24 protein-coding genes and 4 tRNA genes are annotated in these 26,583 nt (G+C 33.6%); 9 read left to right on the top strand and 19 right to left on the bottom strand.

The window, feature by feature from the left end; translation table 11 throughout:
* Window positions 1–25 precede the first annotated feature (25 nt).
* The 6 genes from OJ995_RS04250 (at window position 26) to OJ995_RS04225 (ending at window position 6,194) form a co-directional block, all read left to right on the top strand.
* Window positions 26–229 (top strand): membrane or secreted protein, encoded by a 204-nt coding sequence (locus tag OJ995_RS04250; RefSeq protein ID WP_262318221.1) that lies wholly within the window; start codon window positions 26–28, stop codon window positions 227–229.
* 12 nt (window positions 230–241) lie between these two features.
* Entirely contained in the window at window positions 242–1,351 is a 1,110-nt protein-coding gene (locus OJ995_RS04245; protein WP_264368289.1) for a glycosyltransferase, read from the top strand.
* On the top strand, window positions 1,342–1,905 hold the full coding sequence (locus tag OJ995_RS04240) for an RNA polymerase sigma factor (protein ID WP_264368288.1): 564 nt from the start codon (window positions 1,342–1,344) through the stop codon (window positions 1,903–1,905). Before OJ995_RS04245 ends, OJ995_RS04240 begins: the two co-directional genes overlap by 10 nt.
* A gap of 107 nt (window positions 1,906–2,012) precedes the next feature.
* Window positions 2,013–2,888 carry a lipoyl synthase gene (lipA, locus tag OJ995_RS04235; protein WP_026724855.1) on the top strand — a complete coding sequence of 292 codons (876 nt, stop codon included), beginning with the start codon at window positions 2,013–2,015 and terminating at the stop codon, window positions 2,886–2,888.
* A 37-nt stretch (window positions 2,889–2,925) separates the two neighbouring features.
* On the top strand, window positions 2,926–3,924 hold the full coding sequence (gene gap, locus OJ995_RS04230) for a type I glyceraldehyde-3-phosphate dehydrogenase (RefSeq protein ID WP_264368287.1): 999 nt from the start codon (window positions 2,926–2,928) through the stop codon (window positions 3,922–3,924).
* A gap of 89 nt (window positions 3,925–4,013) precedes the next feature.
* A complete protein-coding gene (locus OJ995_RS04225; RefSeq protein WP_264368286.1) occupies window positions 4,014–6,194 on the top strand; it encodes a tetratricopeptide repeat-containing hybrid sensor histidine kinase/response regulator in 2,181 nt (726 codons plus the stop codon).
* Here the strand turns inward: OJ995_RS04225 and OJ995_RS04220 are convergent.
* Both OJ995_RS04220 and lpxK read right to left on the bottom strand, forming a co-directional pair.
* The gene (locus OJ995_RS04220; protein WP_264368285.1) at window positions 6,169–6,981 is read right to left on the bottom strand and encodes a purine-nucleoside phosphorylase; all 813 of its coding nucleotides are present in this window, start codon (window positions 6,979–6,981) and stop codon (window positions 6,169–6,171) included. The genes OJ995_RS04225 and OJ995_RS04220 overlap by 26 nt on opposite strands.
* Entirely contained in the window at window positions 6,953–7,966 is a 1,014-nt protein-coding gene (lpxK, locus tag OJ995_RS04215; RefSeq protein ID WP_264368284.1) for a tetraacyldisaccharide 4'-kinase, read from the bottom strand. Before lpxK ends, OJ995_RS04220 begins: the two co-directional genes overlap by 29 nt.
* A gap of 110 nt (window positions 7,967–8,076) precedes the next feature.
* Here lpxK and OJ995_RS04210 point away from each other — a divergent pair, with 110 nt between their 5' ends.
* From OJ995_RS04210 to rluF, 3 genes are all read left to right on the top strand, one after another.
* Complete coding sequence (locus OJ995_RS04210) at window positions 8,077–9,192, top strand: Nif3-like dinuclear metal center hexameric protein (RefSeq protein WP_264368283.1); 1,116 nt, start codon at window positions 8,077–8,079, stop codon at window positions 9,190–9,192.
* A 2-nt stretch (window positions 9,193–9,194) separates the two neighbouring features.
* Window positions 9,195–9,974, top strand: coding sequence for a zinc ribbon domain-containing protein (locus OJ995_RS04205; RefSeq protein ID WP_133610617.1), 780 nt, complete (start codon window positions 9,195–9,197; stop codon window positions 9,972–9,974).
* Between the two features lie 141 nt (window positions 9,975–10,115).
* Window positions 10,116–10,904, top strand: coding sequence for a 23S rRNA pseudouridine(2604) synthase RluF (gene rluF / locus OJ995_RS04200; RefSeq protein WP_264368282.1), 789 nt, complete (start codon window positions 10,116–10,118; stop codon window positions 10,902–10,904).
* Between the two features lie 106 nt (window positions 10,905–11,010).
* Here the strand turns inward: rluF and OJ995_RS04195 are convergent, their stop codons facing one another.
* The 17 genes from OJ995_RS04195 to hpf all read right to left on the bottom strand — a co-directional run bounded on the left by OJ995_RS04195 (window position 11,011) and on the right by hpf (window position 26,566).
* A complete protein-coding gene (locus OJ995_RS04195; RefSeq protein WP_264368281.1) occupies window positions 11,011–11,880 on the bottom strand; it encodes a hypothetical protein in 870 nt (289 codons plus the stop codon).
* Window positions 11,881–11,979: 99 nt separating this feature from the next.
* Window positions 11,980–12,471 carry a GNAT family N-acetyltransferase gene (locus tag OJ995_RS04190; protein ID WP_264368280.1) on the bottom strand — a complete coding sequence of 164 codons (492 nt, stop codon included), beginning with the start codon at window positions 12,469–12,471 and terminating at the stop codon, window positions 11,980–11,982.
* 48 nt (window positions 12,472–12,519) lie between these two features.
* On the bottom strand, window positions 12,520–12,828 hold the full coding sequence (locus tag OJ995_RS04185) for a DUF3467 domain-containing protein (protein ID WP_264368279.1): 309 nt from the start codon (window positions 12,826–12,828) through the stop codon (window positions 12,520–12,522).
* A 105-nt stretch (window positions 12,829–12,933) separates the two neighbouring features.
* Window positions 12,934–17,241, bottom strand: coding sequence for a DNA-directed RNA polymerase subunit beta' (gene rpoC / locus OJ995_RS04180; protein ID WP_264368278.1), 4,308 nt, complete (start codon window positions 17,239–17,241; stop codon window positions 12,934–12,936).
* Between the two features lie 241 nt (window positions 17,242–17,482).
* The gene (gene rpoB / locus OJ995_RS04175; RefSeq protein WP_133610631.1) at window positions 17,483–21,295 is read right to left on the bottom strand and encodes a DNA-directed RNA polymerase subunit beta; all 3,813 of its coding nucleotides are present in this window, start codon (window positions 21,293–21,295) and stop codon (window positions 17,483–17,485) included.
* Window positions 21,296–21,536: 241 nt separating this feature from the next.
* Window positions 21,537–21,908 (bottom strand): 50S ribosomal protein L7/L12, encoded by a 372-nt coding sequence (gene rplL, locus OJ995_RS04170; RefSeq protein ID WP_026724869.1) that lies wholly within the window; start codon window positions 21,906–21,908, stop codon window positions 21,537–21,539.
* Between the two features lie 55 nt (window positions 21,909–21,963).
* Window positions 21,964–22,461, bottom strand: coding sequence for a 50S ribosomal protein L10 (gene rplJ, locus OJ995_RS04165; RefSeq protein ID WP_264368277.1), 498 nt, complete (start codon window positions 22,459–22,461; stop codon window positions 21,964–21,966).
* 22 nt (window positions 22,462–22,483) lie between these two features.
* A complete protein-coding gene (gene rplA, locus OJ995_RS04160) occupies window positions 22,484–23,173 on the bottom strand; it encodes a 50S ribosomal protein L1 (RefSeq protein ID WP_264368276.1) in 690 nt (229 codons plus the stop codon).
* A 20-nt stretch (window positions 23,174–23,193) separates the two neighbouring features.
* Entirely contained in the window at window positions 23,194–23,631 is a 438-nt protein-coding gene (rplK, locus tag OJ995_RS04155; protein ID WP_008256586.1) for a 50S ribosomal protein L11, read from the bottom strand.
* A gap of 66 nt (window positions 23,632–23,697) precedes the next feature.
* The gene (gene nusG / locus OJ995_RS04150; RefSeq protein WP_026724873.1) at window positions 23,698–24,249 is read right to left on the bottom strand and encodes a transcription termination/antitermination protein NusG; all 552 of its coding nucleotides are present in this window, start codon (window positions 24,247–24,249) and stop codon (window positions 23,698–23,700) included.
* 10 nt (window positions 24,250–24,259) lie between these two features.
* Window positions 24,260–24,454 (bottom strand): preprotein translocase subunit SecE, encoded by a 195-nt coding sequence (gene secE, locus OJ995_RS04145; RefSeq protein WP_194093115.1) that lies wholly within the window; start codon window positions 24,452–24,454, stop codon window positions 24,260–24,262.
* A 15-nt stretch (window positions 24,455–24,469) separates the two neighbouring features.
* Window positions 24,470–24,541: transfer RNA gene (locus OJ995_RS04140), tRNA-Trp, on the bottom strand.
* 52 nt (window positions 24,542–24,593) lie between these two features.
* Window positions 24,594–25,781: an elongation factor Tu gene (gene tuf / locus OJ995_RS04135; protein ID WP_264368275.1), complete on the bottom strand. Its 1,188-nt coding sequence runs from the start codon at window positions 25,779–25,781 to the stop codon at window positions 24,594–24,596.
* A 57-nt stretch (window positions 25,782–25,838) separates the two neighbouring features.
* A tRNA-Thr gene (locus OJ995_RS04130) sits at window positions 25,839–25,910 on the bottom strand.
* Window positions 25,911–25,983: 73 nt separating this feature from the next.
* A tRNA-Tyr gene (locus OJ995_RS04125) sits at window positions 25,984–26,065 on the bottom strand.
* A gap of 32 nt (window positions 26,066–26,097) precedes the next feature.
* Window positions 26,098–26,171: transfer RNA gene (locus OJ995_RS04120), tRNA-Thr, on the bottom strand.
* A 92-nt stretch (window positions 26,172–26,263) separates the two neighbouring features.
* Entirely contained in the window at window positions 26,264–26,566 is a 303-nt protein-coding gene (gene hpf, locus OJ995_RS04115) for a ribosome hibernation-promoting factor, HPF/YfiA family (protein WP_264368274.1), read from the bottom strand.
* Between the last annotated feature and the right edge of the window lie 17 nt (window positions 26,567–26,583).

Below are 26,583 nucleotides of genomic sequence, written 5' to 3'. Positions count from 1 at the left end.
AATTTGCAGTTCAAAATAGAAAAAGATGAAACTTGTATTGTTTACCATTGGACTTTTAGGACTTGCGTTTGCAGGTATCGCGATAAAAATTTGGGCAAAAAAAGACGGAAAATTCGCTGGAACTTGCGCTAGCCAAAGTCCGTTTTTGAATAAAGATGGAGAAAACTGCAGCTATTGTGGAAAAACTCCAGAACAAATGAAAGACTGCAACGAAGAATCGCACGCATAATTTTACCCATTTATGATACTAACAATACTCTTAATCGCTTTTGCGGTTATCGTGTTTATTCAATTTATTTATTACCTTTTTATTTTCGGAAAATTCTCATTTGGTAAAAAAACAGATGGAACTCCGAAACGTTTACCTATTTCCATTATTGTTTGTGCTAAAAACGAAGAAGAAAATATCAAAAAATATTTTCAAACTTTGGTTACTCAAAACTATCCAGATTACGAAATTGTCTTAATTGACGATGCTTCGAGCGATGAAACTTTGGAATTATTCGAAAGTTACGAAAAACAATATTCGAATGTAAAATTGGTAAAGGTTGAAAATGTAGAAGCATTTTGGGGTAATAAAAAATTCGCGTTAACCTTGGGAATCAAAGCCGCAAAAAACGAGTATTTAGTATTTACCGATGCGGATTGTTATCCTGCTTCAAACGATTGGTTGTTGCAAATTTCAACTCAATTCACCAAAGAAAAAACGATTGTTTTAGGATATGGTGCTTACGAAAAAGTAAAGAATTCCTTCCTAAACAAAATCATTCGTTTTGAAACAATGTTAACTGCTACACAATATTTTTCTTGGGCAAAAATTGGCAAACCTTATATGGGTGTTGGGCGTAATTTAGCTTATAAAAAAGAAGAGTTTTTCAATGTTCGTGGTTTTATGGATCACATGAAAATTCGTTCGGGCGATGATGATTTATTTATCAATCAAGCAGCAACAAAGAAGAATACAGCAATTTTATACACGCCAGAAAGTTTTACTTTTTCGGAACCAAAAACTACTTTTTCGTCTTGGATTTACCAAAAAAGAAGACACGCTACAACAGCGAAATTCTATAAAGGATTTGATAAATTTCAATTGGGATTATTTTTCTTTAGTCAGTTTTGGTTTTTAGTTTTGGCGATAATTTTATTGGCGTTTCAATTCCAATGGATGATTGTGACTGGAATTATCGTTTTTAGATATTTATTCACTTGGATTTCTTTAGGTTATGCCGCTGGAAAACTAAAAGAAAAAGATGTGATGTATTGGTATCCAATTATTGAAATTGTACTTATCTTTACTCAACTAAGCGTATTTTTTAGAAACCTCATCTCAAAACCTGTACATTGGAAGTAAATTCGGTAATTATTCAAGAAAACATTGAAAAAGCAAAAAAGGGAGACCAAGTTGCTTTCACGTTTTTATTGGATTTTTTCTGGAATGAAGTTTACGGTTTCATGCTAAAACGCACCGAAAACGAAACCGACACCGAAGACATCGTAATTGAAACTTTCGCAAAAGCGTTTGATAAAATCGCAACTTACAATCCAGAATACGGGTTTAATACTTGGTTGATTGCGATTGCAAAAAATGTACATATTGACATGCTTCGCAAAAAGAAATCATCTTTGTTTATTGAAATTAATGACGAAGAAGACCATCAAGCCTACAGCGTTGCCGATGATTCCAATTCTGCCGAAGATGAATTGATTATCGAGCAAAATTTAGCCCAATTACTACAATACATCAAACAATTGAAACCTGCATATCAGGAAGTCATTCAAATGCGTTATTTTCAAGAAATGACGTATCAAGAAATGGCAGAACAAATTGATGAACCACTAAATAACATCAAAATTAAGTTACTTAGAGCTAAAAAATTATTGGCGGAGATTATTTCAGGGAAGTAATTCACTTTTACATTTCCTAAAACTTTACTAAAGTTTTTACTTTTTCTAAATTCTTACTTCAAAATTCTAAATTTCATATCGTATCTTTGCCTATCAAAATTTTGATTATGGACACGGCTATTGACAATGTTTTTCCACCAAGAGAACCCAAACCAAAATGGTTACGCGTAAAATTACCAACCGGTAAAAACTACACCGAACTTAGAGGTTTAGTAGACAAATACAAACTGAATACAATTTGTACTTCGGGGAGTTGTCCTAATATGGGCGAATGTTGGGGCGAAGGAACGGCAACTTTCATGATTTTAGGAAATATCTGTACCCGTTCGTGCGGCTTTTGTGGTGTAAAAACAGGGCGCCCTGAAGATGTGGATTGGGATGAACCTGAAAAAGTAGCACGTTCTATAAAAATTATGAACATCAAGCATGCGGTTATTACTAGCGTTGACCGTGATGATTTAAAAGATATGGGTTCGATTATTTGGGCAGAAACCGTGAAAGCCATTCGCCGAATGAATCCAAATACTACTTTAGAAACGTTAATTCCAGATTTTCAAGGTAATACTAGAAATTTGGATAGAATTATTGAAGTTGCTCCAGAAGTAGTTTCTCACAATATGGAAACCGTAAAACGTTTAACACGTGAAGTTCGTATCCAAGCGAAATATGAGAAAAGTTTGGAAGTTTTGCGTTATTTGAAAGAGCAAGGTATCAAAAGAACGAAATCGGGTATCATGTTAGGTTTAGGTGAAACTGAGGAAGAAGTGATTCAAGTTTTACACGATTTAGCCGATGCAAAAGTGGATATTGTAACCATTGGTCAATACTTACAACCAAGTAAAAAACATTTACCGGTTAAAGAATACATCACACCAGAACAATTTGCGAAATACGAACAAATAGGAAAAGAATTAGGTTTTAGACATGTGGAAAGTGGCGCTTTAGTGCGTTCGTCTTATCATGCAGAGAAACATATTCACTAAAAGTTCAAATTCAAGAACAAATTCAAAATAAATAAAATTGAAAACACGAATTGCTATTAATGGTTTTGGAAGAATTGGACGTAATTTGTTCCGATTGCTTTTGAATCATCCTACTATTGAAGTGGTTGCCATCAACGACATTGCCGATAACAAAACAATGGCGCATTTGGTAAAATACGATAGCATTCACGGTGTTTTGAACAATAAAGTTTCATTTTCTGACGATTCTATTTTCATTGATGATAAATCCTATTTATTTTTTCACGAAAAAGAAATCAAAAATTTAGATTGGAAATCGATTAATATTGATATTGTTATTGAATCGACGGGAAAATTCAAAACGTTTGAAGATATTAACCAACATATTTTAGCTGGAGCGAAAAAAGTAATTCTTTCTGCACCTTCTGAAGTGGATGAAATAAAAACCGTAGTTTTAGGGGTAAACGAACACATTTTAGACGGAAGCGAAACCATCATTTCAAACGCAAGTTGCACAACAAATAATGCGGCTCCGATGATTAAAATCATTCAGGAATTGTGCGAAATTGAACAAGCGTACATCACTACAGTTCACTCCTACACTACCGACCAAAGTTTGCACGATCAACCCCATAAAGATTTACGTAGAGCTCGTGGTGCAGCGCAATCTATTGTTCCTACTACAACTGGAGCAGCAAAAGCATTGACAAAAATTTTCCCAGAATTAGAAGGAAAAATGGGCGGTTGTGGTATTCGAGTTCCAGTTCCTGATGGTTCGTTGACCGATATTACTTTTAATGTAAAACGAAAAGTAACTATCGAAGAAATTAATCAAGCATTTAAAAAAGCTGCCGAAACTAATTTCAAAGGTATTTTAGATTATACGGAAGATCCTATTGTTTCTGTGGATATTATCGGCAATCAAAACTCTTGTTTATTTGACGCACAATTAACATCTGTTATAGACAAAATGGTTAAAATTGTAGGTTGGTATGACAATGAAATTGGCTATTCTTCTCGATTAATTGACTTAATTACATTCGTTTCTAAAAAATAAAGTTTTTATTATCGCTAAAAAACTTTAAATTGCAGGGTTAAATTTAACTCAGGCATTTCTTGATTAAACGTATTCTCATATTATTTCTTTTGGTAACTATAAATGGTTACACGCAGTCTGTCTATAAAGATGCAGGAAAAATAAGCGATAGTACTGACTACTATTTAGAGATTGGTCTTTTCAATAAAGAAGCTAAAAAATCCTATACAAAAGCTATTTTGTATACCGAAAAAGCAATTGAATATGCCAAGGCTAACAAATTAGACAATAAACTTGCCGACTGTTATTTGCAATTAGCCACCATTTTTTACGAACTTGAAAAAAATGATTTAGCTATCGATTATTACATTAGAGCTATTAGTATTTATAGCAAAAGTGAACCTAAATCTAATATTGCTCTTTCCTATTATGGTTTAGGAAAATGTTACCTTAAAAAAAACAACATTGCCTTTGCTGAAATCTATTTTGAAAAAGCAACTGTTGTTTATAAGAAATTAAATTTCCTAGAAGCAATTGAATTAATTAACCTGCAAAAAGCTATCATCAAAAAAGAAAAAGGAAAATATAATGAAGCTAGCAATATATTAAGAGGTGTAGTAGAAAATATTAGTGACGACGCATTGCTAAGTACAAAAACAGAAGCTTATATACAGTTGGGCGAAATTGAGATTGTTAAGAAAAAGTATCCTCAAGCGATTAATTATTTAAATCTTGCAGACCAAACCAATCAAACAAACAATAATGATTTTCAGCTTACTAAACGTATTTACAAACTGTTAAGTACTACGTATGAGAAAAATAAAAACATTTCAAACGCTAATTTCTATCTAAAGAAATACGCTAATATTACCGATTCAATTGGGAAATATTACAATAGCTATGTTGCTGAAAATACGGTTGATAAAATTCAATTTGACAAACAGCTAAAAACGATTGAACAATTAGATAAAGAGAAAAAAAGCCAACAAAAAACCCTACGATTCTCAAAGTTAATTAGTATTTTGAGTATTGCACTTATTTCGATTTTATCATTATTGAGTTTATCGCTATACAAAAACAATAAAATTAGAATTAGTACTAATAAACTTTTAAAAGAAAAAAACAGAGAGTTAACTCTTGAAAAAGATAAAGCAGAAAGAGCTTCTAAAGCCAGAGCCGATTTCTTATCAACCGTAAGTCATGAACTTCGCACCCCTTTGAATGCCATAAATGGTATTACTTATCTTTTATTACAAGAAAAGCCAAAAGCAAGTCAGTTAAATTATTTGAAATCATTAGAATTTTCTGGAAACTATCTATTAAATTTCATCAATGATATACTAGAAATTAATCGTTTAGAATCGGATAAAGTAGTGATTGAAAAAATTAATTTTAATCTTTCCGAGTTAACTGAAAACATCGTTATTTCATTCAAAGAATTCATTCACGAAAACAACATCAAATGTCATCTGAATGTTGATAAATCTATTGATTACAATTTAAAAGGCGATCCAACTAAATTATCTCAAATTCTTATCAATTTATTAAATAATGCTATTAAATTTAGTAAGAATGGAGATGTGTGGTGCACCATCAAAAACAAACGAGAAACTAAAGATAATGTAACGTTATATTTCGAAATAAAAGATAACGGAATTGGCATCCCAAAAGACAAACAAGATGCTATTTTCGATAGTTTTAGCCAAGGTTCGGTTGAAATTAATCGTACTTATGGTGGAACAGGTTTAGGACTTTCCATTGTGAAGAAAATCTTAGAATTAATGGGAAGTGAAATTCACTTAACGAGTGAATCTGGCAAAGGAAGTGCTTTTAGTTTTGAATTAGAATTTGAAAAAGGAGTAGCTAATAAAACTAAGGAAATAGAAGCTACACCTGACTTAACTTTACTGAATAAGAAAAAAGTTCTTTTAGTTGAAGACAACAAAATCAACCAAATGATTACTCAGAAAATGCTTGAAAAAAGAGGCATTTCTTGTAATATTATTGACAATGGTGAAGATGCCATTGAAGATGCAAAAGCAAATGATTACGATTTAATTTTGATGGACGTTCACTTACCAGGAATTAACGGAACGGAAGCCACAAGCGAAATCAGAAAATTCAATAGTCATATTCCAATCGTAGCATTAACAGCAATCTCTCTGAATGAAAACAGAGAAATGCTCTTGTCCTATGGTATGAATGAAGTAATCACAAAACCTTTTGAACCAGAGCATTTCTATACGATTGTTACCAAATACTTAACTAGTACTGAGCAATCAAATTCTTAATTAAGTTTCTTACATGTGGTTCTGCTTTTTGAGCCGCTTGTAATACTTCTTCATGGTTTACTTCTTCGATATTTTCTTCATCACCCATATCAGTAATCACAGAAACCCCAAAGCATTCCATATTCATATGACGCGCTACAATCACTTCTGGAACGGTTGACATTCCAACGCAATCAGCACCTAACGCTTTTACCATTTTATATTCGGCAAGGGTTTCAAATGTTGGCCCTTGTAACCCTAAATAAATACCTTTTTTTAAATCGATATTTAGTTCTTTAGCTAATTCAAATGCTTTAGCATTCATTGCTTTTGAATACGGTTCACTCATATTAACGAATCTTGGACCAAAACGTTCATCATTATGACCACGCAATGGATGTTCGGGCATCATATTGATGTGATCTGTAATCACTGCAACATCACCTATTTTATAAGATGGATTTACGCCACCCGAAGCATTGGATACAATTAATTTTTCCACCCCTAAGTATTTCATTACACGAACTGGAAACGTTACTTGTTTCATATCATAACCTTCATAAAAATGAAAACGCCCTTGCATTGCAACCACTTTTTTTCCTTGAATGGTTCCAAAAACCAAAGCACCTTTATGGCCTTGAACGGTCGAAACAGGGAAGTTTGGAATTTCCGTATAAGGTAATGTATGTTCAATGGTAATATCCGCAGTAAATCCGCCTAATCCTGAACCTAAAATCACACCGTATTCTGGAGTAAAATTGGTTTTATTTTTAATATAACTAACTGTTTCTTGTACTTTGTCCCACATAATCTTCTATCGTTTTATCAATGTTTTTATTTAAAAAAGCTGATTTTATTGGCAAATAGAACAATTGCGATTTTGGCAATAATCCGTTTAAACGAACAAAATCTTTTTCTGTTGTAATTATTTTTCTTCCATTGGCTTTTGCCAAAATTTGCTCACAATCTTGTTTCGAAAAATGATGATGATCTGGGAAAACCAAAGTTTCATCAGATTCATTTTTTAGAAAATCGAAGAATAATTTAGGCTTTGCAATTCCAGCAACCAACACTTTACTTTCGGATTGAATTTCAGAAACCAACAATTGACTGTCATTTCCAAAAACAAAATCGTCGTACTGAATTGTAGTGAAGAAAACTTGCTGCTTTACCTTCAACTTTTCTCTGATTTTCTGCTGTGCAATTTCGGACAAATCATTCGGACATTTTGTGACAATTATCATATCCGCTCTTTTTTTACCTGAAGAGGGTTCGCGTAAATTCCCGAAAGGCAAAATATAATCATCGCAAAACAAATCGTCATACGCCGTGAGCAAAATATAAAATCCAGCTTTTACTTTTCTGTGCTGAAAAGCATCGTCCAATAAAATAACATCAGGCTTGTTTGAAAGTTGTAATAAATTTTCAATTCCGTTTTTTCTATTTGCATCAACCGCTACTTGAATATTCGGGAATTTGGAATAAAATTGAAAAGGTTCATCACCGATAGAACTCGCAGTAGCTTTTTCATCAGCCAAAATAAAACCTTCAGTTGTACGCTTGTAACCGCGACTCAAAACAGCGACTTTATAGTTGAAGGAAAGTAATCGGATTAAATATTCGATTTGAGGTGTTTTTCCGGTTCCGCCAACGCTAAGATTTCCAACTGCAATAATTGGAATATCAAAAGAAGAACTCTTGAAAATGCCTTTGTCGTATAGCCAATTTCGGATAAACGTAATGAGCCAATACAAAAAGGCTAAAGGGAAAAGTATTTTTCGTAACAAAATCATATTACGAAAGTATAATAAATTATCATCATATTAAAGTTTATGCTATTTATCATTTCATTTCTAACTGGTATTTCGTTAATTTGTGTAATCATTTAGTAAAATCAAACATCATGAAACTTTCCGATATACTTTCTGTTCTTGAAGAAATGGCGCCACTAGGTTACGCCGAAGATTTTGACAATGTTGGGCTCTTAGTTGGAAACCCGAATCAAGAAATTGATGGCGTTTTAGTTTGTCATGATGCGTTGGAATCGGTGATTGATGAAGCGATTTCGAAAAAATGTAATTTGGTCGTTTGCTTCCACCCTATTTTGTTTTCGGGAATTAAGAAAATCACGGGTAAAAATTATGTCGAACGTTCGATTTTGAAAGCCATTAAAAATGACATTGCTATTTATGCCGTTCATACTGCTTTGGACAATCATCAAAAAGGAGTGAATAAAATTTTCTGCGATGCTTTAGGTTTGAAACATTCGAAAGTACTGATTCCAAAAGAAAATTACATTCAAAAATTGGTTACCTATACGATTCCTGAAAATGTTGAAAAATTGCGAAATGCGTTATTTGATGCTGGCGCTGGAACTATTGGGAATTATGAAGATTGTAGTTTTAATTCGAAAGGAATTGGAACCTATATGGGAAATGAAAATTCGAATCCGGAAATTGGAGAACGTTTTGAATTTGTAGAAAACGAAGAAATTAAAATCGAGCTAACGTTTGAAAAGCATTTGCAAGGTAAAATCTTGAAGACTTTATTCAAAAATCATGTGTACGAAGAAGTAGCTTACGAAATTTATCAATTGGAAAACAAACATCAAAATATTGGTTTAGGACGCGTTGGAGAATTCGAAAATCCGCTTTCTGAAACTGATTTTTTACAATTGGTAAAAGACAAATTACAATGCGAAGGTATCAGACATTCGGCTTTCACAGGGAAATCAATAAAAAAAGTAGCAGTTTTAGGTGGAAGCGGTAGTTTTGCAATTAAGAATGCAATTTCCTCAGGTGCAGATGCTTATCTTACTGCCGACTTAAAATATCACCAATTCTATGAAGCTGAAAATCAATTACTTTTGGCTGATATTGGACATTTCGAGAGCGAAAGATTTACAAAAAATTATATAGTTGATTTTCTTAAAGAAAAAATCACTAATTTTGCACCAAATTCGCTGCAATGCGGAATTATTTTATCAGAAGAAAATACAAATCCAGTTAAGTACTTTTAAATATGGCAACAATCAAAGAGCTAAATGTAGAAGATAAGTTAAGAGCCCTTTATGCTTTACAACTAGTTGATTCTAAAATAGACGAAATAAGAAATGTAAGAGGAGAATTGCCTCTTGAAGTAGAAGATTTAGAAGATGAAGTTGCAGGACTTTCTACTCGTTTAGAAAAACTAAAAAGCGATTTAGAATCTATTGATGATTTAATCAAAGAAAAGAAAAATGCTATCGACGAGCACAAAGCTGCGATTAAAAAATATTTAGAGCAACAAAAAAATGTTCGTAATAATAGAGAATTCAACTCTTTAACTAAAGAAGTGGAGTTTCAGGAATTAGAAATTCAATTGGCTGAAAAACACATTAAAGAAATGAAAGCTTCTATTGAGCACAAAAAAGAAGTAGTAGCTCAAACTAAAGAAAAATTAGACGGAAAACAAACTCACTTAAAACATAAAAAAGCTGAATTAAGCGATATTATGGCTGAAACTGAAAAAGAAGAAAACTTCTTATCAGCAAAATCAGAAGAATTAAGAGGTCAAATTGAAGAGCGTTTAATTGCTGCTTACGACAGAATTAGAAACAGTGTAAGAAACGGTTTAGCGGTTGTTTCGATTGAGCGTGGCGCTTCTGCTGGTTCATTCTTTACTATCCCACCACAAACGCAAATGGAAATTGCAGCTCGTAAAAAAATCATTACAGATGAGCACAGTGGAAGAATCTTAGTAGACGGTGTTTTAGCTGACGAAGAAAAAGAAAAAATGGAGAAATTATTTGCTAGCATCTAATTGAATCCTTTTCCAAATAAATGAAAGTCCTTTTTTTAAAAGGGCTTTTTTTTGTTTTAAGATGCAAAGAATATTTCTGTAGAAAACTTGCTAATCACTATTCACTATTCACTATTTACTAAAAAAACCTATCTTTGCATCATGGAAGAAAATACAACACGAATTAATAAATTTTTATCAGAAACTGGCTATTGTTCTCGTAGAGAGGCTGATCGTTTGATTGAGCAAGGAAGAGTTACTATTAACGGAAAGATTCCGGAAATGGGGACTAAAGTTGCGCCTGGTGATGAAGTTCGTGTGAATGGTGAATTGGTACAACAGAAAAATGAGAAACCTATTTATTTAGCGTTTTACAAACCTGTTGGTATTGAATGTACTACCAACTTAGGTGTGCGAGACAATATTGTAGATTACATCAATTATCCAGAGCGTATTTTTCCTATTGGTCGTTTAGACAAAGCCAGTGAGGGATTGATTTTTATGACGAATGATGGTGATATTGTAAACAAAATTCTTCGTGCGAGAAACAACCACGAAAAAGAATACATCGTAACCGTAAACAAACCTATTACTGACCGATTTATTGACCGAATGGCAAACGGAATTCCGATTTTAGAAACGATTACCAAGAAATGTAAAGTAGAACAAATTAGCAAATACGTTTTCCGAATTATTTTAACGCAAGGTTTGAATAGACAAATTCGTAGAATGTGTGAGTATTTAGATTACGAAGTAACCGCTTTAAAACGTACCCGCATCATCAACATTTCCTTAGACGTACAAGAAGGCAAATACCGAAACTTAACCGATGCGGAAGTTGATGAATTGAACCAATTAATTGCGCCTTCCAGTAAAACGGAAGAAGCGAGTTTACCAAGTAATAAAAGTAAGTTTACTGGGAAAAGGAATTATGGGGAGCGAAATAGATAGAAAATAAATAATTTGAAAAAGCACGAGAAATTTCTCGTGCTTTTTTTGTTTTGTGGTCACGAGCGTGACGCTCGCGCTAGCGGGGGTAACAGATTATAAATATTTACTATTCTTTAATCATTACTAACAAATCTTGAATAAATTTTTTTTTGCTGATATTATATAAAGAAACTTTATCTCCAAAAATACTTTCAATAGTTATAAAATTCTGTCCTAACAATCTAAATGAATAAGGACGAAATGAATATTCCCATTCTGGTGTAAAATCAAAAGACAAAGTTTCTGAAGTATTATTGTACTTCTTTTCTTCAAAATTATATTTGTAATTAGCCGTAATTACAGTCAATGAATTAATTTCAGTAAAAACAAAAAGTAGATTATAAGTTGGAGTACTTAATTGTAAAATTTTATCGAGTTTGGCAACTTCTATTATTTTCCCATTTTGATAACTTAAAATATGATATATTCCTTTTTCATAAAAGTAATCATATGAATCTAGTATTTTAAGTTCTAAAACATCCTTAGGACGAAAAATCTTATTATTAAGAATATTTTCAACATGTTCCGAACTTTTAGAATTATACCAAATTGAAAACATATTCTTACTTCTATCAAGTGAAATTTGATTTATAATTATGTTTTCAACTAAACTTAGTGTTTTATTAATATCTGTTTCCTTTTCATAAATCAAAATATTCAACACTTTACTTTTTGATTCTTCATTATCAAAGAAAGCATAACATTTAAATTCTTTATCTTGAGTTAATCTTAAATTAATTTTATTCTCATAATTCATTTCTTTTAAAAGTAACTCAACATATTTTGCGGTAATTATATTTTTATTTACTTCTTCAGTTAAGAAAGCAGTTGATGAAATTAAATCAACATTTCCATATGACTTTTGAAATATCTTATTCTTATGAGCATTTATTATTCCGCATGAGAGAAGAAGAAATATATTTACAAGCTTTAACATTTTTGAGAGATATAATTAAACAACCAAATATAACATCAAATTTAAAAACAAACTATTTTCAAACCAAAAACACTTAAAATCCATAATGCTATAAACATTTTAAATTGCTACCTCCATTACATAATCATCCATAACATATCCATTTCCAATATCAATAACCTCGTCTTTTACTTTTGTAAAACCTAATTTGGTGTAAAAATGTATGGCGTTATTGTATTTGTTAACGTTTAAGAAAATGGCGTTTTGCTTATTTTCTATGGCTTTTTCTTTTACCAATTCAAAAAACAGTCGCCCCAAACCAGTGCCTTGTGTTTCGGGTAACACGTAAATTTTGTGAATTTTAGTTTTTTTGGGTTCGCTATTAATTTCATAGGAAACAAAACCTACATCTTTTCCATTATCGTCTAGCGCTAAATAAAAAACGTGACCTTTTTGCATTAATTCGCGCAAAGCGGTTTCGTTATAAAATTTGTCAATCATGTAATCTAATTGCGCTTTTGACAAGATTTCGCCATACGCCACAGGCCAAATTTTCTTGGTTAATTCAATAACAACGGGAATATCAGCCGTATTTGCTTTAACTAAATTCATATAGGTGTTCAACTAAAAAAGTCTCGCAATATACGAGACTTTTGTGTATTAAGCTTGACCCGTTGGACCAAAATTTAAAGGAATTGGCATTTGTTCGCCTTCTTCAATTTTTCCGTGAGCGGATTCAAATCTGTGGATATTTTCGCCTAACGCTTTCAACAGACGCTTAGCGTGTTGTGGTGTTAAGATAATTCTCGATTTTACTTTTGCTTTTGGTACACCAGGCATAATGGTTACAAAATCAACTACAAATTCTGAATTTGAATGATTGATAATTGCTAAATTAGAATACGTTCCTTCAGCTGTTTGTTCGTCTAATTCGATGTTAATTTGCCCTTGTTGGTTATTATTTTCCATGTTATATAATATTGCTATTTTGTTCTACAAGAATAAGTATAATTTGGGTAAAAAAAAAGCCTAACAGAAAATCTGTTAGGCTTTGTATTGGAATAATGGAACTAATTAGTAGTTAAACTCTTCTTTAGCAGCCATTAACTCATTGTATTCTTCTTTAGAACCTACTATTGTATTGTCGTAGTCTCTCATACCTGTACCAGCTGGGATTCTGTGACCTACAATAACGTTTTCTTTTAATCCTTCTAAAGTATCTACTTTACCTGCTACTGCAGCTTCGTTTAATACTTTAGTTGTTTCCTGGAACGATGCAGCAGAAATGAATGATTTCGTTTGTAACGATGCTCTCGTAATACCCTGAAGTACTGGAGTTGCAGTTGCTGTAATAACATCACGAGCCACTACTAAGTTTTTATCATTACGTTTTAATAACGAATTTTCATCTCTTAACTGACGTGGAGAAATAATTTGACCTGGTTTTAAATTCTCAGAGTCACCTGCATCCTCTACTACTTTCATTCCGTATAATTTGTCGTTTTCAACAAGGAAATCGCTTGTATGGGCTAATTGATCTTCTAAGAATAAAGTATCTCCTGGATCAACAATTCTTACTTTACGCATCATCTGACGAATAACCACTTCAAAGTGTTTGTCGTTAATTTTTACCCCTTGTAAACGGTATACTTCTTGAATTTCATTTACTAAATACTGTTGAACAGCAGATGGTCCTTGAATTCTTAAAATATCCTCAGGTGTAATTGCACCGTCAGAAAGTGGAGTTCCCGCTTTTACGTAGTCATTTTCTTGAACTAAGATTTGGTTAGAAAGTTTTACTAAGTATTTCTTCACTTCACCAAATTTAGACTCGATAGCGATTTCGCGGTTACCTCTCTTAATTTTTCCAAATGTTACAACTCCATCAATTTCAGAAACTACTGCAGGGTTTGAAGGATTACGAGCTTCTAACAACTCCGTAATTCTTGGTAAACCTCCTGTAATATCTCCTGCTTTTGAAGAACGACGAGGAATTTTAACTAAAATCTTACCAGCTTTAATTTTTTCTCCGTCATCTACCATAAGGTGAGCACCTACTGGTAAGTTGTAAGAACGAATTAATTCACCATCTTTACCATAAATCAATAAAGTAGGAACTAATTTTTTATTTCTACCCTCAGAAATTACTTTTTCTTGGAAACCAGTTTGCTCATCGATTTCAACTAAGAACGATTGTCCTTGTTCTAAATCTTCGTAAGCAATTTTTCCTGTAAATTCTGAAACAATAACTCCATTATATGGATCCCATTTACAGATAGTAGTACCTTTCTCAACAACGTCTCCGTCTTTAACAAAAATACTTGAACCGTAAGGAATATAGTGTGTATTTAATAAAATACCAGTTTTAGCATCAACTAATTTTAACTCAGTAGAACGTGAAATTACGATATCAACAGTATTTCCTTCAGCATCTTCACCTTTAACTGTTTTTAAATCTTCAATTTCTAATCTACCTGCAAAACGAGTAACAATACTAGATTCTTCAGAGATACCTCCAGCAACCCCTCCAACGTGGAACGTACGAAGTGTTAACTGTGTACCTGGCTCACCAATTGATTGCGCTGCAATAACTCCAACTGCTTCACCTTTCTGAGTCATCTTACCTGTAGCTAAGTTTCTACCGTAACATTTCGCACAAATACCTTTTGTAGCTTCACATGTTAATGGAGAACGCACTTCTACTCTTTCGATTGGAGATGCTTCAATTTTCTTAACGATTGCTTCTGTAATTTGCTCACCTGCATGAATTAAAACTTCATTATCAAGAGGATTAATTACATTTTGTAAAGCAACACGTCCTAAGATTCTTTCTCCTAAAGTTTCAACGATTTCTTCGTTTTTCTTTAAAGCAGAAACTTCAATACCTCTTAAAGTACCACAGTCTACAGAGTTTACAATAACATCTTGAGATACATCATGTAATCTACGAGTTAAGTAACCTGCATCGGCAGTTTTAAGAGCCGTATCCGCAAGACCTTTACGAGCACCGTGAGTAGAAATAAAGTACTCAAGAATCGAAAGACCTTCTTTAAAGTTAGATAAAATTGGGTTTTCAATAATTTCACCACCACCAGCAGTTGATTTTTTAGGCTTAGCCATCAAACCACGCATACCAGTTAACTGACGAATCTGTTCTTTAGAACCCCTTGCTCCAGAATCAAGCATCATATATACCGAGTTGAAACCTTGTTGGTCTTCACGGATATTTTTCATTGCTAATTCTGTTAATTGAGCATTCGCAGAAGTCCAGATATCAATAACTTGGTTGTAACGTTCGTTATTGGTAATAAGACCCATACTATAGTTCATCGAAATTCCATCAACTTGCTCACGAGCATCAGCGATTAACTGCGTTTTTTGTTCTGGAATTCTAATATCTCCTAATGAGAAAGATAACCCTCCACGGAATGCGAACTTATACCCCATATCTTTCATGTTATCCAAGAAAGCTGCTGTTGTAGGAACGTCAGTAACCGCTAAGATTTTACCAATAATATCACGAAGTGATTTCTTAGTTAATACCTCATTAATATATCCTGCAGCTTCAGGTACTACTTCATTAAATAATACTCTACCTGCTGTAGTTTGGATAATTTTATAAACTAATTCACCTTCTTCATTAAAATCTCTTGCTCTAATTTTCACTCTAGCATTTAATTCTAATTTTCCTTCATTCAAAGCAATATTTACTTCTTCAGCAGAATAGAAAGTTAAACCTTCTCCTAAAATTTTCATTTCTGGAGTAGACAAACGTTCTTTGGTCATATAGTAAAGACCAAGTACCATGTCTTGAGAAGGTACTGTAATTGGAGCACCATTTGCAGGATTCAAGATATTGTGAGAAGCCAACATTAATAATTGTGCCTCTAAAATAGCTTCTGGTCCTAATGGTAAGTGAACCGCCATCTGGTCACCATCGAAATCGGCGTTGAATGCCGTACATACTAATGGGTGTAACTGGATTGCTTTTCCTTCAATTAACTTTGGTTGGAATGCTTGAATACCTAAACGGTGTAACGTAGGAGCACGGTTAAGTAATACTGGGTGACCTTTAATTACATTTTCAAGGATATCCCATACAACTGGCTCTTTTTTGTCGATAATTTTCTTAGCCGACTTAACTGTTTTAACAATTCCTCTTTCGATTAACTTACGAATAACGAATGGTTTGTATAGTTCAGCAGCCATATCTTTTGGAAGACCACATTCGAACAATTTCATTTCTGGTCCAACGACAATTACAGAACGAGCAGAATAATCTACACGTTTTCCTAATAAGTTTTGACGGAAACGACCTTGTTTACCTTTTAATGAATCTGATAAAGATTTTAATGGTCTGTTTGATTCTGTTTTAACTGCAGAAGCTTTACGTGTGTTATCAAATAATGAATCTACAGATTCTTGTAACATACGTTTTTCGTTTCTTAAGATAACTTCTGGAGCTTTAATCTCCATTAATCTTTTTAAACGGTTGTTACGGATGATAACTCTTCTGTATAAATCATTTAAATCTGAAGTTGCGAAACGACCTCCATCAAGTGGCACTAACGGACGTAATTCTGGTGGAATAACTGGAATTACTTTTAAAATCATCCATTCTGGACGGTTTTCTCTGTTATAGTTAGACTCACGGAATGATTCTACAACATTTAAACGTTTTAACGCTTCTGTTTTACGTTGTTTAGATGTTTCGTTGTTAGCTGCGTGACGTAAACTATAAGAAAGTTCATCTAAGTCAGTACGAGCTAATAAATCCATAATACATTCAGCACCCATTTTAGCGATGAATTTATTAGGATCGTTGTCATCTAAATATTGATTTTCCATTGGAAGTGTATCTAAAATATTTAAATACTCTTCTTCTGTTAGGAAATCTAATCTTTGTAATGATTCGCCATCAGCATTTTTAGCAATACCTGCTTGAATTACTACGTATCTTTCGTAGTAAATAATCATATCTAATTTCTTAGATGGTAAACCTAAAATATAACCAATTTTGTTTGGTAACGAACGGAAATACCAGATATGAGCGATAGGCACAACAAGGTTGATGTGTCCTACTCTATCTCTACGTACTTTTTTCTCAGTTACTTCAACACCGCATCGGTCACAAACGATTCCTTTGTAGCGAATTCTTTTATATTTTCCACAAGCACATTCGTAATCTTTTACTGGACCGAAAATACGCTCACAGAAAAGACCATCTCTTTCTGGTTTGTGAGTACGATAGTTGATAGTTTCTGGTTTTAAAACCTCACCTCTAGACTCTCCTAAAATAGATTCTGGAGAAGCTAATCCTATCGTGATTTTGTTAAACCTTTTGATTTGGTTTTTATCTTTATTATTTCTATTATTCATCATAGTTTTTACTATTGATTTACTTGCAATTAAAAATTGATTTTGAACAGCTGTAGCAATGCTACTTTCCTGTTGACTCGAATTACTTCTCTAAACTTCAAATCTAAAATTTTGAAGTGCTAATTATAAAAACCAAAAGGTTTAAATAAAAAATCGGAACGGTTTACGGTTATAAATCCTTAAAAACTTATTATAAATAAGCATTCAGCTCCGAAAATATCGGAACTGAATACTGCATTCTTTTTTATTCTTCTAATCTGATGTCTAAACCAAGACCTTTTAATTCATGCATTAATACATTGAATGATTCAGGTAATCCTGGTTCTGGCATAGTTTCACCTTTTACGATAGCTTCGTAAGTTTTAGCTCTACCAATTACGTCATCCGACTTAACAGTTAAGATTTCTCTTAAAGTACTTGATGCACCGTATGCTTCAAGTGCCCAAACCTCCATCTCTCCAAAACGCTGACCTCCAAATTGAGCCTTACCTCCTAATGGTTGTTGCGTAATTAACGAGTATGGACCAATAGAACGTGCGTGCATTTTATCATCTACCATGTGTCCTAATTTCAACATGTAAATTACACCCACAGTTGCACGTTGGTGGAAACGCTCTCCAGTTCCTCCATCATACAAGTATGTATGACCGAATCTTGGAATTCCAGCTTCGTCTGTAAATTCATTAATTTGATCTAAAGTAGCACCGTCAAAAATTGGAGTTGCAAATTTCTTGTTCAATTTTTGTCCAGCCCAACCAAGAACTGTTTCATAAATCTGTCCGATGTTCATACGAGATGGTACCCCAAGTGGATTCAATACGATATCTACTGGTGTTCCGTCTTCTAAGAATGGCATATCTTCATGACGAACGATTTTAGCAACAATACCTTTGTTACCGTGACGTCCTGCCATTTTATCCCCTACTTTTAATTTACGTTTCTTAGCGATGTAAACTTTAGCAAGTTTTAAAATTCCAGAAGGTAATTCATCTCCAACAGTAATTGTAAATTTCTCTCTTCTTAACCAACCTTGTAAATCGTTTAATTTGATTTTGTAGTTGTGAATTAAGTCGTTTACCATTGCATTGGTATGCTCATCTGTTGTCCATTGACCTTTAGTTAAGTGAGCAAAATCTTCTACACCTTGTAACATCTTTTTAGTGAATTTTTTACCTTTTGGTAATACTTCTTCACCTAAATCGTTCATTACACCTTGAGAAGTTTTACCATCGATGATAACAAATAATTTTTCAATTAATTTGTCTTTCAAGTCAGTATACTTAACTTCAAATTCAACTTCTAATTTATCAACGTCTTCTTTATCTTTAGAACGTTTTCTCTTATCTTTTACTGCTTTCGCAAATAATTTTTTATCTAAAACCACACCATGTAAAGATGGAGACGCTTTTAATGAAGCATCTTTTACATCACCTGCTTTATCCCCGAATATAGCTCTTAAAAGTTTTTCTTCTGGAGTAGGATCTGATTCTCCTTTTGGTGTAATTTTTCCGATTAGAATGTCGCCAGGTTTTACCTCTGCTCCAATTCTAATCATACCGTTTTCATCTAAATCTTTAGTAGCTTCTTCAGAAACGTTTGGAATATCATTAGTTAATTCTTCGTTACCTAATTTAGTATCACGAACTTCTAATGTATAATCATCAATATGTAATGAAGTAAAAATATCATCACGTACTACTTTTTCAGAAATTACGATTGCATCCTCGAAGTTGTAACCTTTCCATGGCATGAACGCCACTTTTAAGTTTCTTCCGATTGCTAATTCTCCGTTTTGAGTAGCATAACCTTCACATAATACTTGACCTTTAGACACTCTGTCACCTTTTCTTACGATAGGTTTAAGGTTAATACAAGTACTTTGGTTGGTTTTTCTATATTTGATTAATTGATATGTCTTCTCATCTGTATCAAAGCTAACCATACGTTCTTCTTCAGTTCTGTCGTATTTGATTGTGATCATATCAGCATCAACATACTCAACAGTTCCGTTTCCTTCCGCATTGATTAATACTCTTGAATCAGAAGCAACTTGTCTTTCTAAACCAGTACCTACGATTGGAGCTTCAGGACGTAATAATGGAACGGCCTGACGCATCATGTTAGATCCCATCAAAGCACGGTTCGCATCATCATGCTCTAAGAAAGGAATCAATGAAGCTGAAATCGAAGCAATTTGATTTGGAGCAACGTCTGTATAATGAACGGCAGTTGGAGCAACCACTGGGAAATCTCCTTCTTCACGTGCAATTACATTTGTAGCGGTAATTTTACCATTTGCATCCATTTCAATGTTTGCCTGAGCAATCATTTTACCTTCTTCTTCCTCTGCACTTAAGTACACTGGAGTAGACTCTAAATCTACAACACCATTTGTTACTTTACGGTAAGGAGTTTCGATGAATCCCATTCCGTTTACTTTAGCATAAACTCCTAAAGATGAAATCAAACCAATGTTTGGTCCCTCTGGTGTTTCAATTGGACAAAGTCTTCCGTAGTGTGTATAGTGAACGTCACGCACCTCGAAACCAGCTCTTTCTCTAGATAAACCTCCAGGTCCAAGGGCAGATAAACGACGTTTGTGTGTAATCTCTGCTAATGGATTCGTTTGGTCCATGAACTGAGATAACTGGTTAGTTCCAAAGAATGAGTTAATTACCGATGATAATGTTTTAGCATTAATCAAATCGATAGGTGTAAACACCTCGTTATCACGAACGTTCATTCTCTCACGGATAGTTCTAGCCATACGAGCTAAACCTACACCGAATTGAGCAGATAATTGCTCACCAACTGTTCTTACACGACGGTTTGATAAGTGATCAATATCATCAATCTCTGCTTTAGAGTTGATAAGTTCGATCAAGTATTTAACGATTGTAATAATATCTTCTTTCGTTAAAACTTGTTTTTCCATAGGAATATCAAGGTTTAACTTTTTGTTCATTCTGTAACGACCTACTTCACCTAAGTTATAACGTTGGTCAGAGAAGAATAATTTATCTATAATACCACGAGCCGTTTCCTCATCAGGCGGTTCCGCGTTACGTAATTGTCTGTAAATATGTTCAACAGCCTCTTTTTCAGAGTTTGTTGGGTCTTTTTGTAACGTATTGTGAATAATTGTGTAATCAGCCGCGTTGTTATCCTCTTTATGTAAAAGAATAGTTTTTACGTCTGCTTCAATTATTTCTTCGATATTATCTTTATCAAGAATTGTATCACGATCTAAGATAATTTCGTTACGCTCAATAGAAACTACTTCACCAGTATCCTCATCAACGAAGTCTTCATGCCATGTATTTAATACACGTGCAGCAAGTCTTCTTCCTGCATATTTCTTGATACCTGTTTTAGATACTTTAATTTCTTCAGCTAAGTCGAAAATTTCTAAGATATCTTTATCTCTTTCAAATCCGATTGCTCTGAATAAAGTAGTTACAGGTAATTTTTTCTTTCTATCGATATACGCATACATTACGTTATTGATATCGGTAGCGAATTCAATCCAAGAACCTTTAAAAGGAATGATTCTGGCAGAATATAATTTAGTTCCATTTGCATGGAAAGACTGTCCAAAGAATACACCTGGAGATCTATGTAATTGTGATACAACTACACGCTCAGCACCATTAATTACGAATGTACCACTAGGAGTCATATATGGTATTGTTCCTAAATACACATCTTGAACGATTGTTTCAAAATCTTCGTGTTCAGGGTCAGTACAATATAATTTTAATCTAGCTTTAAGAGGCACACTATAAGTTAAGCCTCTATCAATACACTCTTCGATGGTATATCTAGGTGGATCAATAAAATAATCTAGGAATTCTAATACGAACTGATTTCTCGTGTCCGTAATTGGGAAATTTTCCATGAAGGTATTATACAGCCCTTCGTTGCCTCTTTCGTCAGATTTAGTTTCTAATTGAAAAAAATCTTTAAACGATTTCACTTGAATATCTAGAAAATCTGGATATTGTGGAATGTTTTTTGTTGAAGCAAAATTTAATCTTTCAGTCTGATTAGCAATCATCAATGGATAAAATTTTGATTTAAAAAAAGTAATTTTTGTGTAAATACACTGTTTTAATAATACTTCCTTTTTAATAAACAATACATCTTTAAAATAAACCAGGAAAGTTAGTTTAATTTTTTTCTTCGTTATTGTCTACTTTAAAAACGTATAAAAAATACAATAATTTAATATACGCAAAATGGTTTAGGTCTTTGAGAACATTCTCAAGACCTAAACCTAGCTTATTTATGAGTATAAATTATTTTAACTCAACTACAGCTCCTGCTTCTTCTAAAGCTTTCTTAAGACCTTCAGCCTCATCTTTAGAAACTCCTTCTTTAACATTTGTTGGAGCAGCATCAACTAAATCTTTTGCTTCTTTAAGACCTAAACCAGTTAATTCTTTAACTGCTTTAACAACTCCTAATTTAGAAGCTCCAGCGTCTTTTAATACTACTGTAAACTCAGTTTGCTCAGCAGCAGCACCAGCATCACCACCACCAGCAGCAACTACAACAGCTGCAGCAGCAGGCTCGATACCATACTCATCTTTTAATATTGTTGCTAATTCGTTAACTTCTTTAACGGTTAAGTTAACTAATTGTTCTGCGAATTGTTTCAAATCTGCCATTTTTTCTATCTTTTAAAATGTTTTGTAAAAATATAATTTATTAAGTGCGTACTTATTATTCTGCTCCTTCTTCCTTGTTAGGTTGATTTTGAAGAGCTGCAATAACTCTTTGAGCAGGAGATTGTAATAATCCAATAATTTCTGCGATAACTTCTTCTTTAGATTTAATAGCTACTAAGCTGTCTAATAAATTGTCACCGATGTAAATTTCTTGGTTAATATAAGCCCCTTTAAAGATTGGTTTTTCACCTTTCTTACGGAATTCTTTAATGATTTTTGCTGGCCCATTAGCTGTTTCAGCAATAAACATAGAAGTATTTCCTTTAAGAACTGATGATAAATCACCAAAGTCGTTATCAGAAGCTTCCATTGCTTTTTCTAACAATGTGTTCTTAACAACTTCTAATTTAATACCAGCTTTAAAACAAGCTCTTCTTAAGTTTGAAGTAGTATCTGCATCTAGTCCTGAAATGTCTGCTAAATAAACAACATTCACATCCGCTAACTGTGCAGTTAAATCTTCAATAGCGATTGATTTTTCTTCTCTAGTCATACTAAAAATTTTTAACTACCAATTATACTGCTTTAGGATCTAAAGCAATTGCAGGACTCATTGTACAAGATAAGTGAATAGACTTAATATATGTACCTTTAGCTGCAGTTGGTTTTAATTTGATTAATGTTTGAACGATTTCGTGTGCATTTTCATAGATTTTATCAGCATCAAAAGATACTCTACCTATTCCTGCGTGAACGATACCAGTTTTATCAACTTTGAAATCGATTTTACCAGCTTTTACTTCAGCAACAGCTTTAGCAACATCCATAGTTACAGTTCCTGTTTTAGGGTTTGGCATTAAACCTCTTGGTCCTAAAACACGTCCTAATGGACCTAATTTACCCATAACAGCTGGCATAGTGATAATAACATCAATATCAGTCCAACCGTCTTTGATTTTTTGAAGATAATCATCTAAACCTACGTGGTCAGCACCAGCAGCTTTAGCTTCAGCTTCTTTATCTGGAGTAACAAGAGCTAAAACTCTTACATCTTTACCAGTTCCGTGAGGTAATGTTACAACCCCTCTTACCATTTGATTCGCTTTTCTAGGATCTACCCCTAATTTTACTGCGATATCAACAGACTCATCAAATTTTGCAGAAGCAACTTGTTTAATTAATGCAGAAGCATCTTTTAAAGTGTAAAGTTTATTCTTCTCAATTTTTGCTGCAGCCTCTTTTTGCTTTTTTGTCAATTTTGCCATTGTCTAATTCTTTTTAGAGATTAAAAAGGAGCATTTCCTGTTACTGTTATACCCATAGATCTAGCTGTACCAGCAATCATACTCATAGCTTTTTCTAATGTAAATGCATTAAGGTCGGCCATTTTGTCTTCAGCGATAGCTTTGATTTGATCCCAAGTAACACTTGCTACTTTTTTACGATTTGGTTCTCCAGAACCAGACTTTAATTTTGCTGCTTCTAATAACTGAATTGCAGCAGGTGGCGTTTTAACAACAAAGTCAAAAGACTTGTCTTTATACACAGTAATTTGTACTGGTAAAACTTTGCCAGGTTTATCTTGTGTTCTTGCATTAAACTGCTTACAGAACTCCATGATGTTAACCCCAGCAGCCCCCAAAGCAGGTCCAACCGGTGGCGATGGATTCGCAGCACCTCCCTTAACTTGTAGTTTAACTACTTTACTAACTTCTTTTGCCATTTTTAAAAAAATTTAGCACATCTATCAATTGGAAGCGATTGATGTGATTTATATATGTAACGAAAATTATACTTTTTCAACTTGCATAAAACTTAATTCTAAAGGTGTTTTTCTTCCGAAAATTTTAACCATTACCTCAAGTTTACGCTTTTCTTCATTTACTTTTTCAATAGTACCATTAAAACCATTGAAAGGACCATCTACCACTTTAACTGTTTCACCAATAGTATATGGTATAGCAACACTATCAACTTTAACAGATAACTCATCAACTTTACCTAACATTCTGTTTACTTCAGACTGTCTTAACGGAACTGCATCTCCTCCTTTAGTTTCACCTAAGAAACCAATAACACCAGGAATTGATTTGATAATATGAGGAATCTCACCAGTTAAGTTAGCTTCGATCATGATATAACCAGGGAAATATACTTTGTCCTTAGCTATTTTTTTTCCATCTCTAACTTGCACTACTTTTTCAGTAGGAACAAGAACCTGAGAAATATAATCAGCCATACCTAATCTAGCTGTTTCTGTTTCAATGTAAGCCTTAACTTTGTTTTCCTGACCACTTACAGCTCTTACTACATACCATTTATTAACATTATTATCAGCCATACTGTAAGTACTATTTTAAAATGTTAAAAAAACCTTCAAGAGCTTTTACGAATAATTCATCAACACCCCAAGTTAATAAGGCGAAAACAACCGAAAACACAGCTACAATAATTGTCAAACGTTGTACATCAGCCCAAACTGGCCAAGTAACATTGGTTTTCAATTCATGAAATGCTTCAGATATGTAATTAACTACTTTTGTCATTTTAATCTTTATTTGCACGGGCGGAGGGATTCGAACCCCCATCAATGGTTTTGGAGACCACTATACTAGCCCTTGTACTACGCCCGTTTGTTAAAAAACCAGCAGCGAACTGCTGGTTTTATTTATTATTGACTAATAATTAGTCTAAAATTTCAGTAACCTGACCAGCACCTACTGTTCTACCACCCTCACGGATAGCGAAACGTAAACCTACTGATAAAGCGATAGGGCTTAATAATTGAACATCAATTGTTAAGTTATCACCAGGCATAACCATCTCTACACCAGCTGGTAAAGAAATAGTACCCGTTACGTCAGTTGTACGTACGTAGAACTGTGGACGGTAGTTATTGTGGAATGGAGTGTGACGTCCACCTTCTTCTTTTTTCAAGATATACACCTCAGCTTTGAAGTGAGCGTGTGGCTTAACAGATCCTGGCTTAATAATAACCATTCCTCTTTTGATATCTTCTTTAGCGATACCTCTTAATAATAAACCTACGTTATCTCCAGCTTCACCTCTATCAAGGATTTTACGGAACATCTCAACTCCTGTAATAGTAGAAGTTAATTTGTCAGCTCCCATACCAATGATTTCAACAGCATCACCTGTATTAGCAACTCCAGTTTCGATACGACCTGTAGCAACAGTTCCACGACCTGTAATTGTAAATACGTCTTCAACTGGCATTAAGAATGGTTTTTCAACGTCACGAACTGGTAATTCAATCCAGTTATCAACTGCATCCATTAATTCCATGATAGTAGCAACCCATTTTGGATCACCGTTTAATCCACCTAAAGCAGAACCTTGGATAACTGGACCATTATCACCATCATATTGATAGAAAGATAATAAATCTCTAATTTCCATTTCTACTAATTCTAATAATTCAGCATCATCAACCATATCCACTTTGTTCATGAATACAACCATTCTAGGCACACCTACTTGACGACCTAAAAGGATGTGCTCTCTAGTTTGTGGCATAGGACCATCTGTAGCAGCAACTACTAAGATAGCACCGTCCATTTGAGCAGCACCTGTAACCATGTTCTTAACGTAATCCGCGTGACCTGGACAGTCAACGTGAGCGTAGTGACGGTTAGCTGTAGAATATTCTACGTGAGATGTATTAATAGTAATACCTCTTTCTTTTTCTTCTGGAGCATTATCAATTTGATCAAATGATTTTGCTTCTGATAAACCAGCATCAGCTAATACTTTAGTAATTGCAGCTGTTAATGTAGTTTTACCGTGGTCAACGTGTCCGATAGTTCCAATATTTAAATGGGGCTTCGAACGATCAAAGGTTTCTTTTGCCATGATTTAATAATTTAATCTTAGTTATATATTAGTGTTCAAAAAATAAACTTTTTTAAGAGCCAATGACGGGAATTGAACCCGTGACCTCTTCCTTACCAAGGAAGCACTCTACCCCTGAGCTACACCGGCTTTTGTGTATTCAGAAGTTAGCCATCAGAATTCAGAAAAAAACCAAATCCCTCTCTCTAAATTCAAAATCTCGTGGGGAGAGCAGGATTCGAACCTGCGAAGACGTAGTCAGCGGATTTACAGTCCGCCCTCGTTGGCCGCTTGAGTATCTCCCCAAACCTTTTACATTCAGTTACTTATAACTTTGAGCCGATGGAGGGACTCGAACCCACGACCTGCTGATTACAAATCAGCTGCTCTAGCCAGCTGAGCTACACCGGCAACTTAAATATAAAAAGTCCGCTATTTCTAACGGACTGCAAATGTATATAATTTATTTTTGAATCAAAACATTTTTTATGTTTTTTTTCTTTTTATGAATGCGCTCTTAATTTTTCTTTTCTTTTTACAATTACTCTCTCTAAAGAATCGACCGACAAATCTACTCCTTCTTCAAAACTTTTAGCTGTTTTTTTAACTACAAAATCATCTCCTGGTACATTAATTTTTATCTCTACTGTTTTATTTTCTTTATCGCTAGTATTTTCTAATCTTAAAAAAACTTCGGATGATACTATTTTATCGTAATATTTTTCCAATTTATCCATCCTTTCTTGAATGAAATCTACTAACTTCTTGTCTACATTAAAATTTACTGCTTGCACATTAACTTTCATAATTCTGTTAATTAAAA

The sequence above is a fragment of the Flavobacterium lacisediminis genome (assembly GCF_025909975.1).
Taxonomy (GTDB): Bacteria; Bacteroidota; Bacteroidia; order Flavobacteriales; family Flavobacteriaceae; genus Flavobacterium; species Flavobacterium lacisediminis.
The sequence above is the reverse complement of the archived record's forward strand: the minus strand, read 5'-3'. Positions and strand labels throughout refer to the sequence as shown.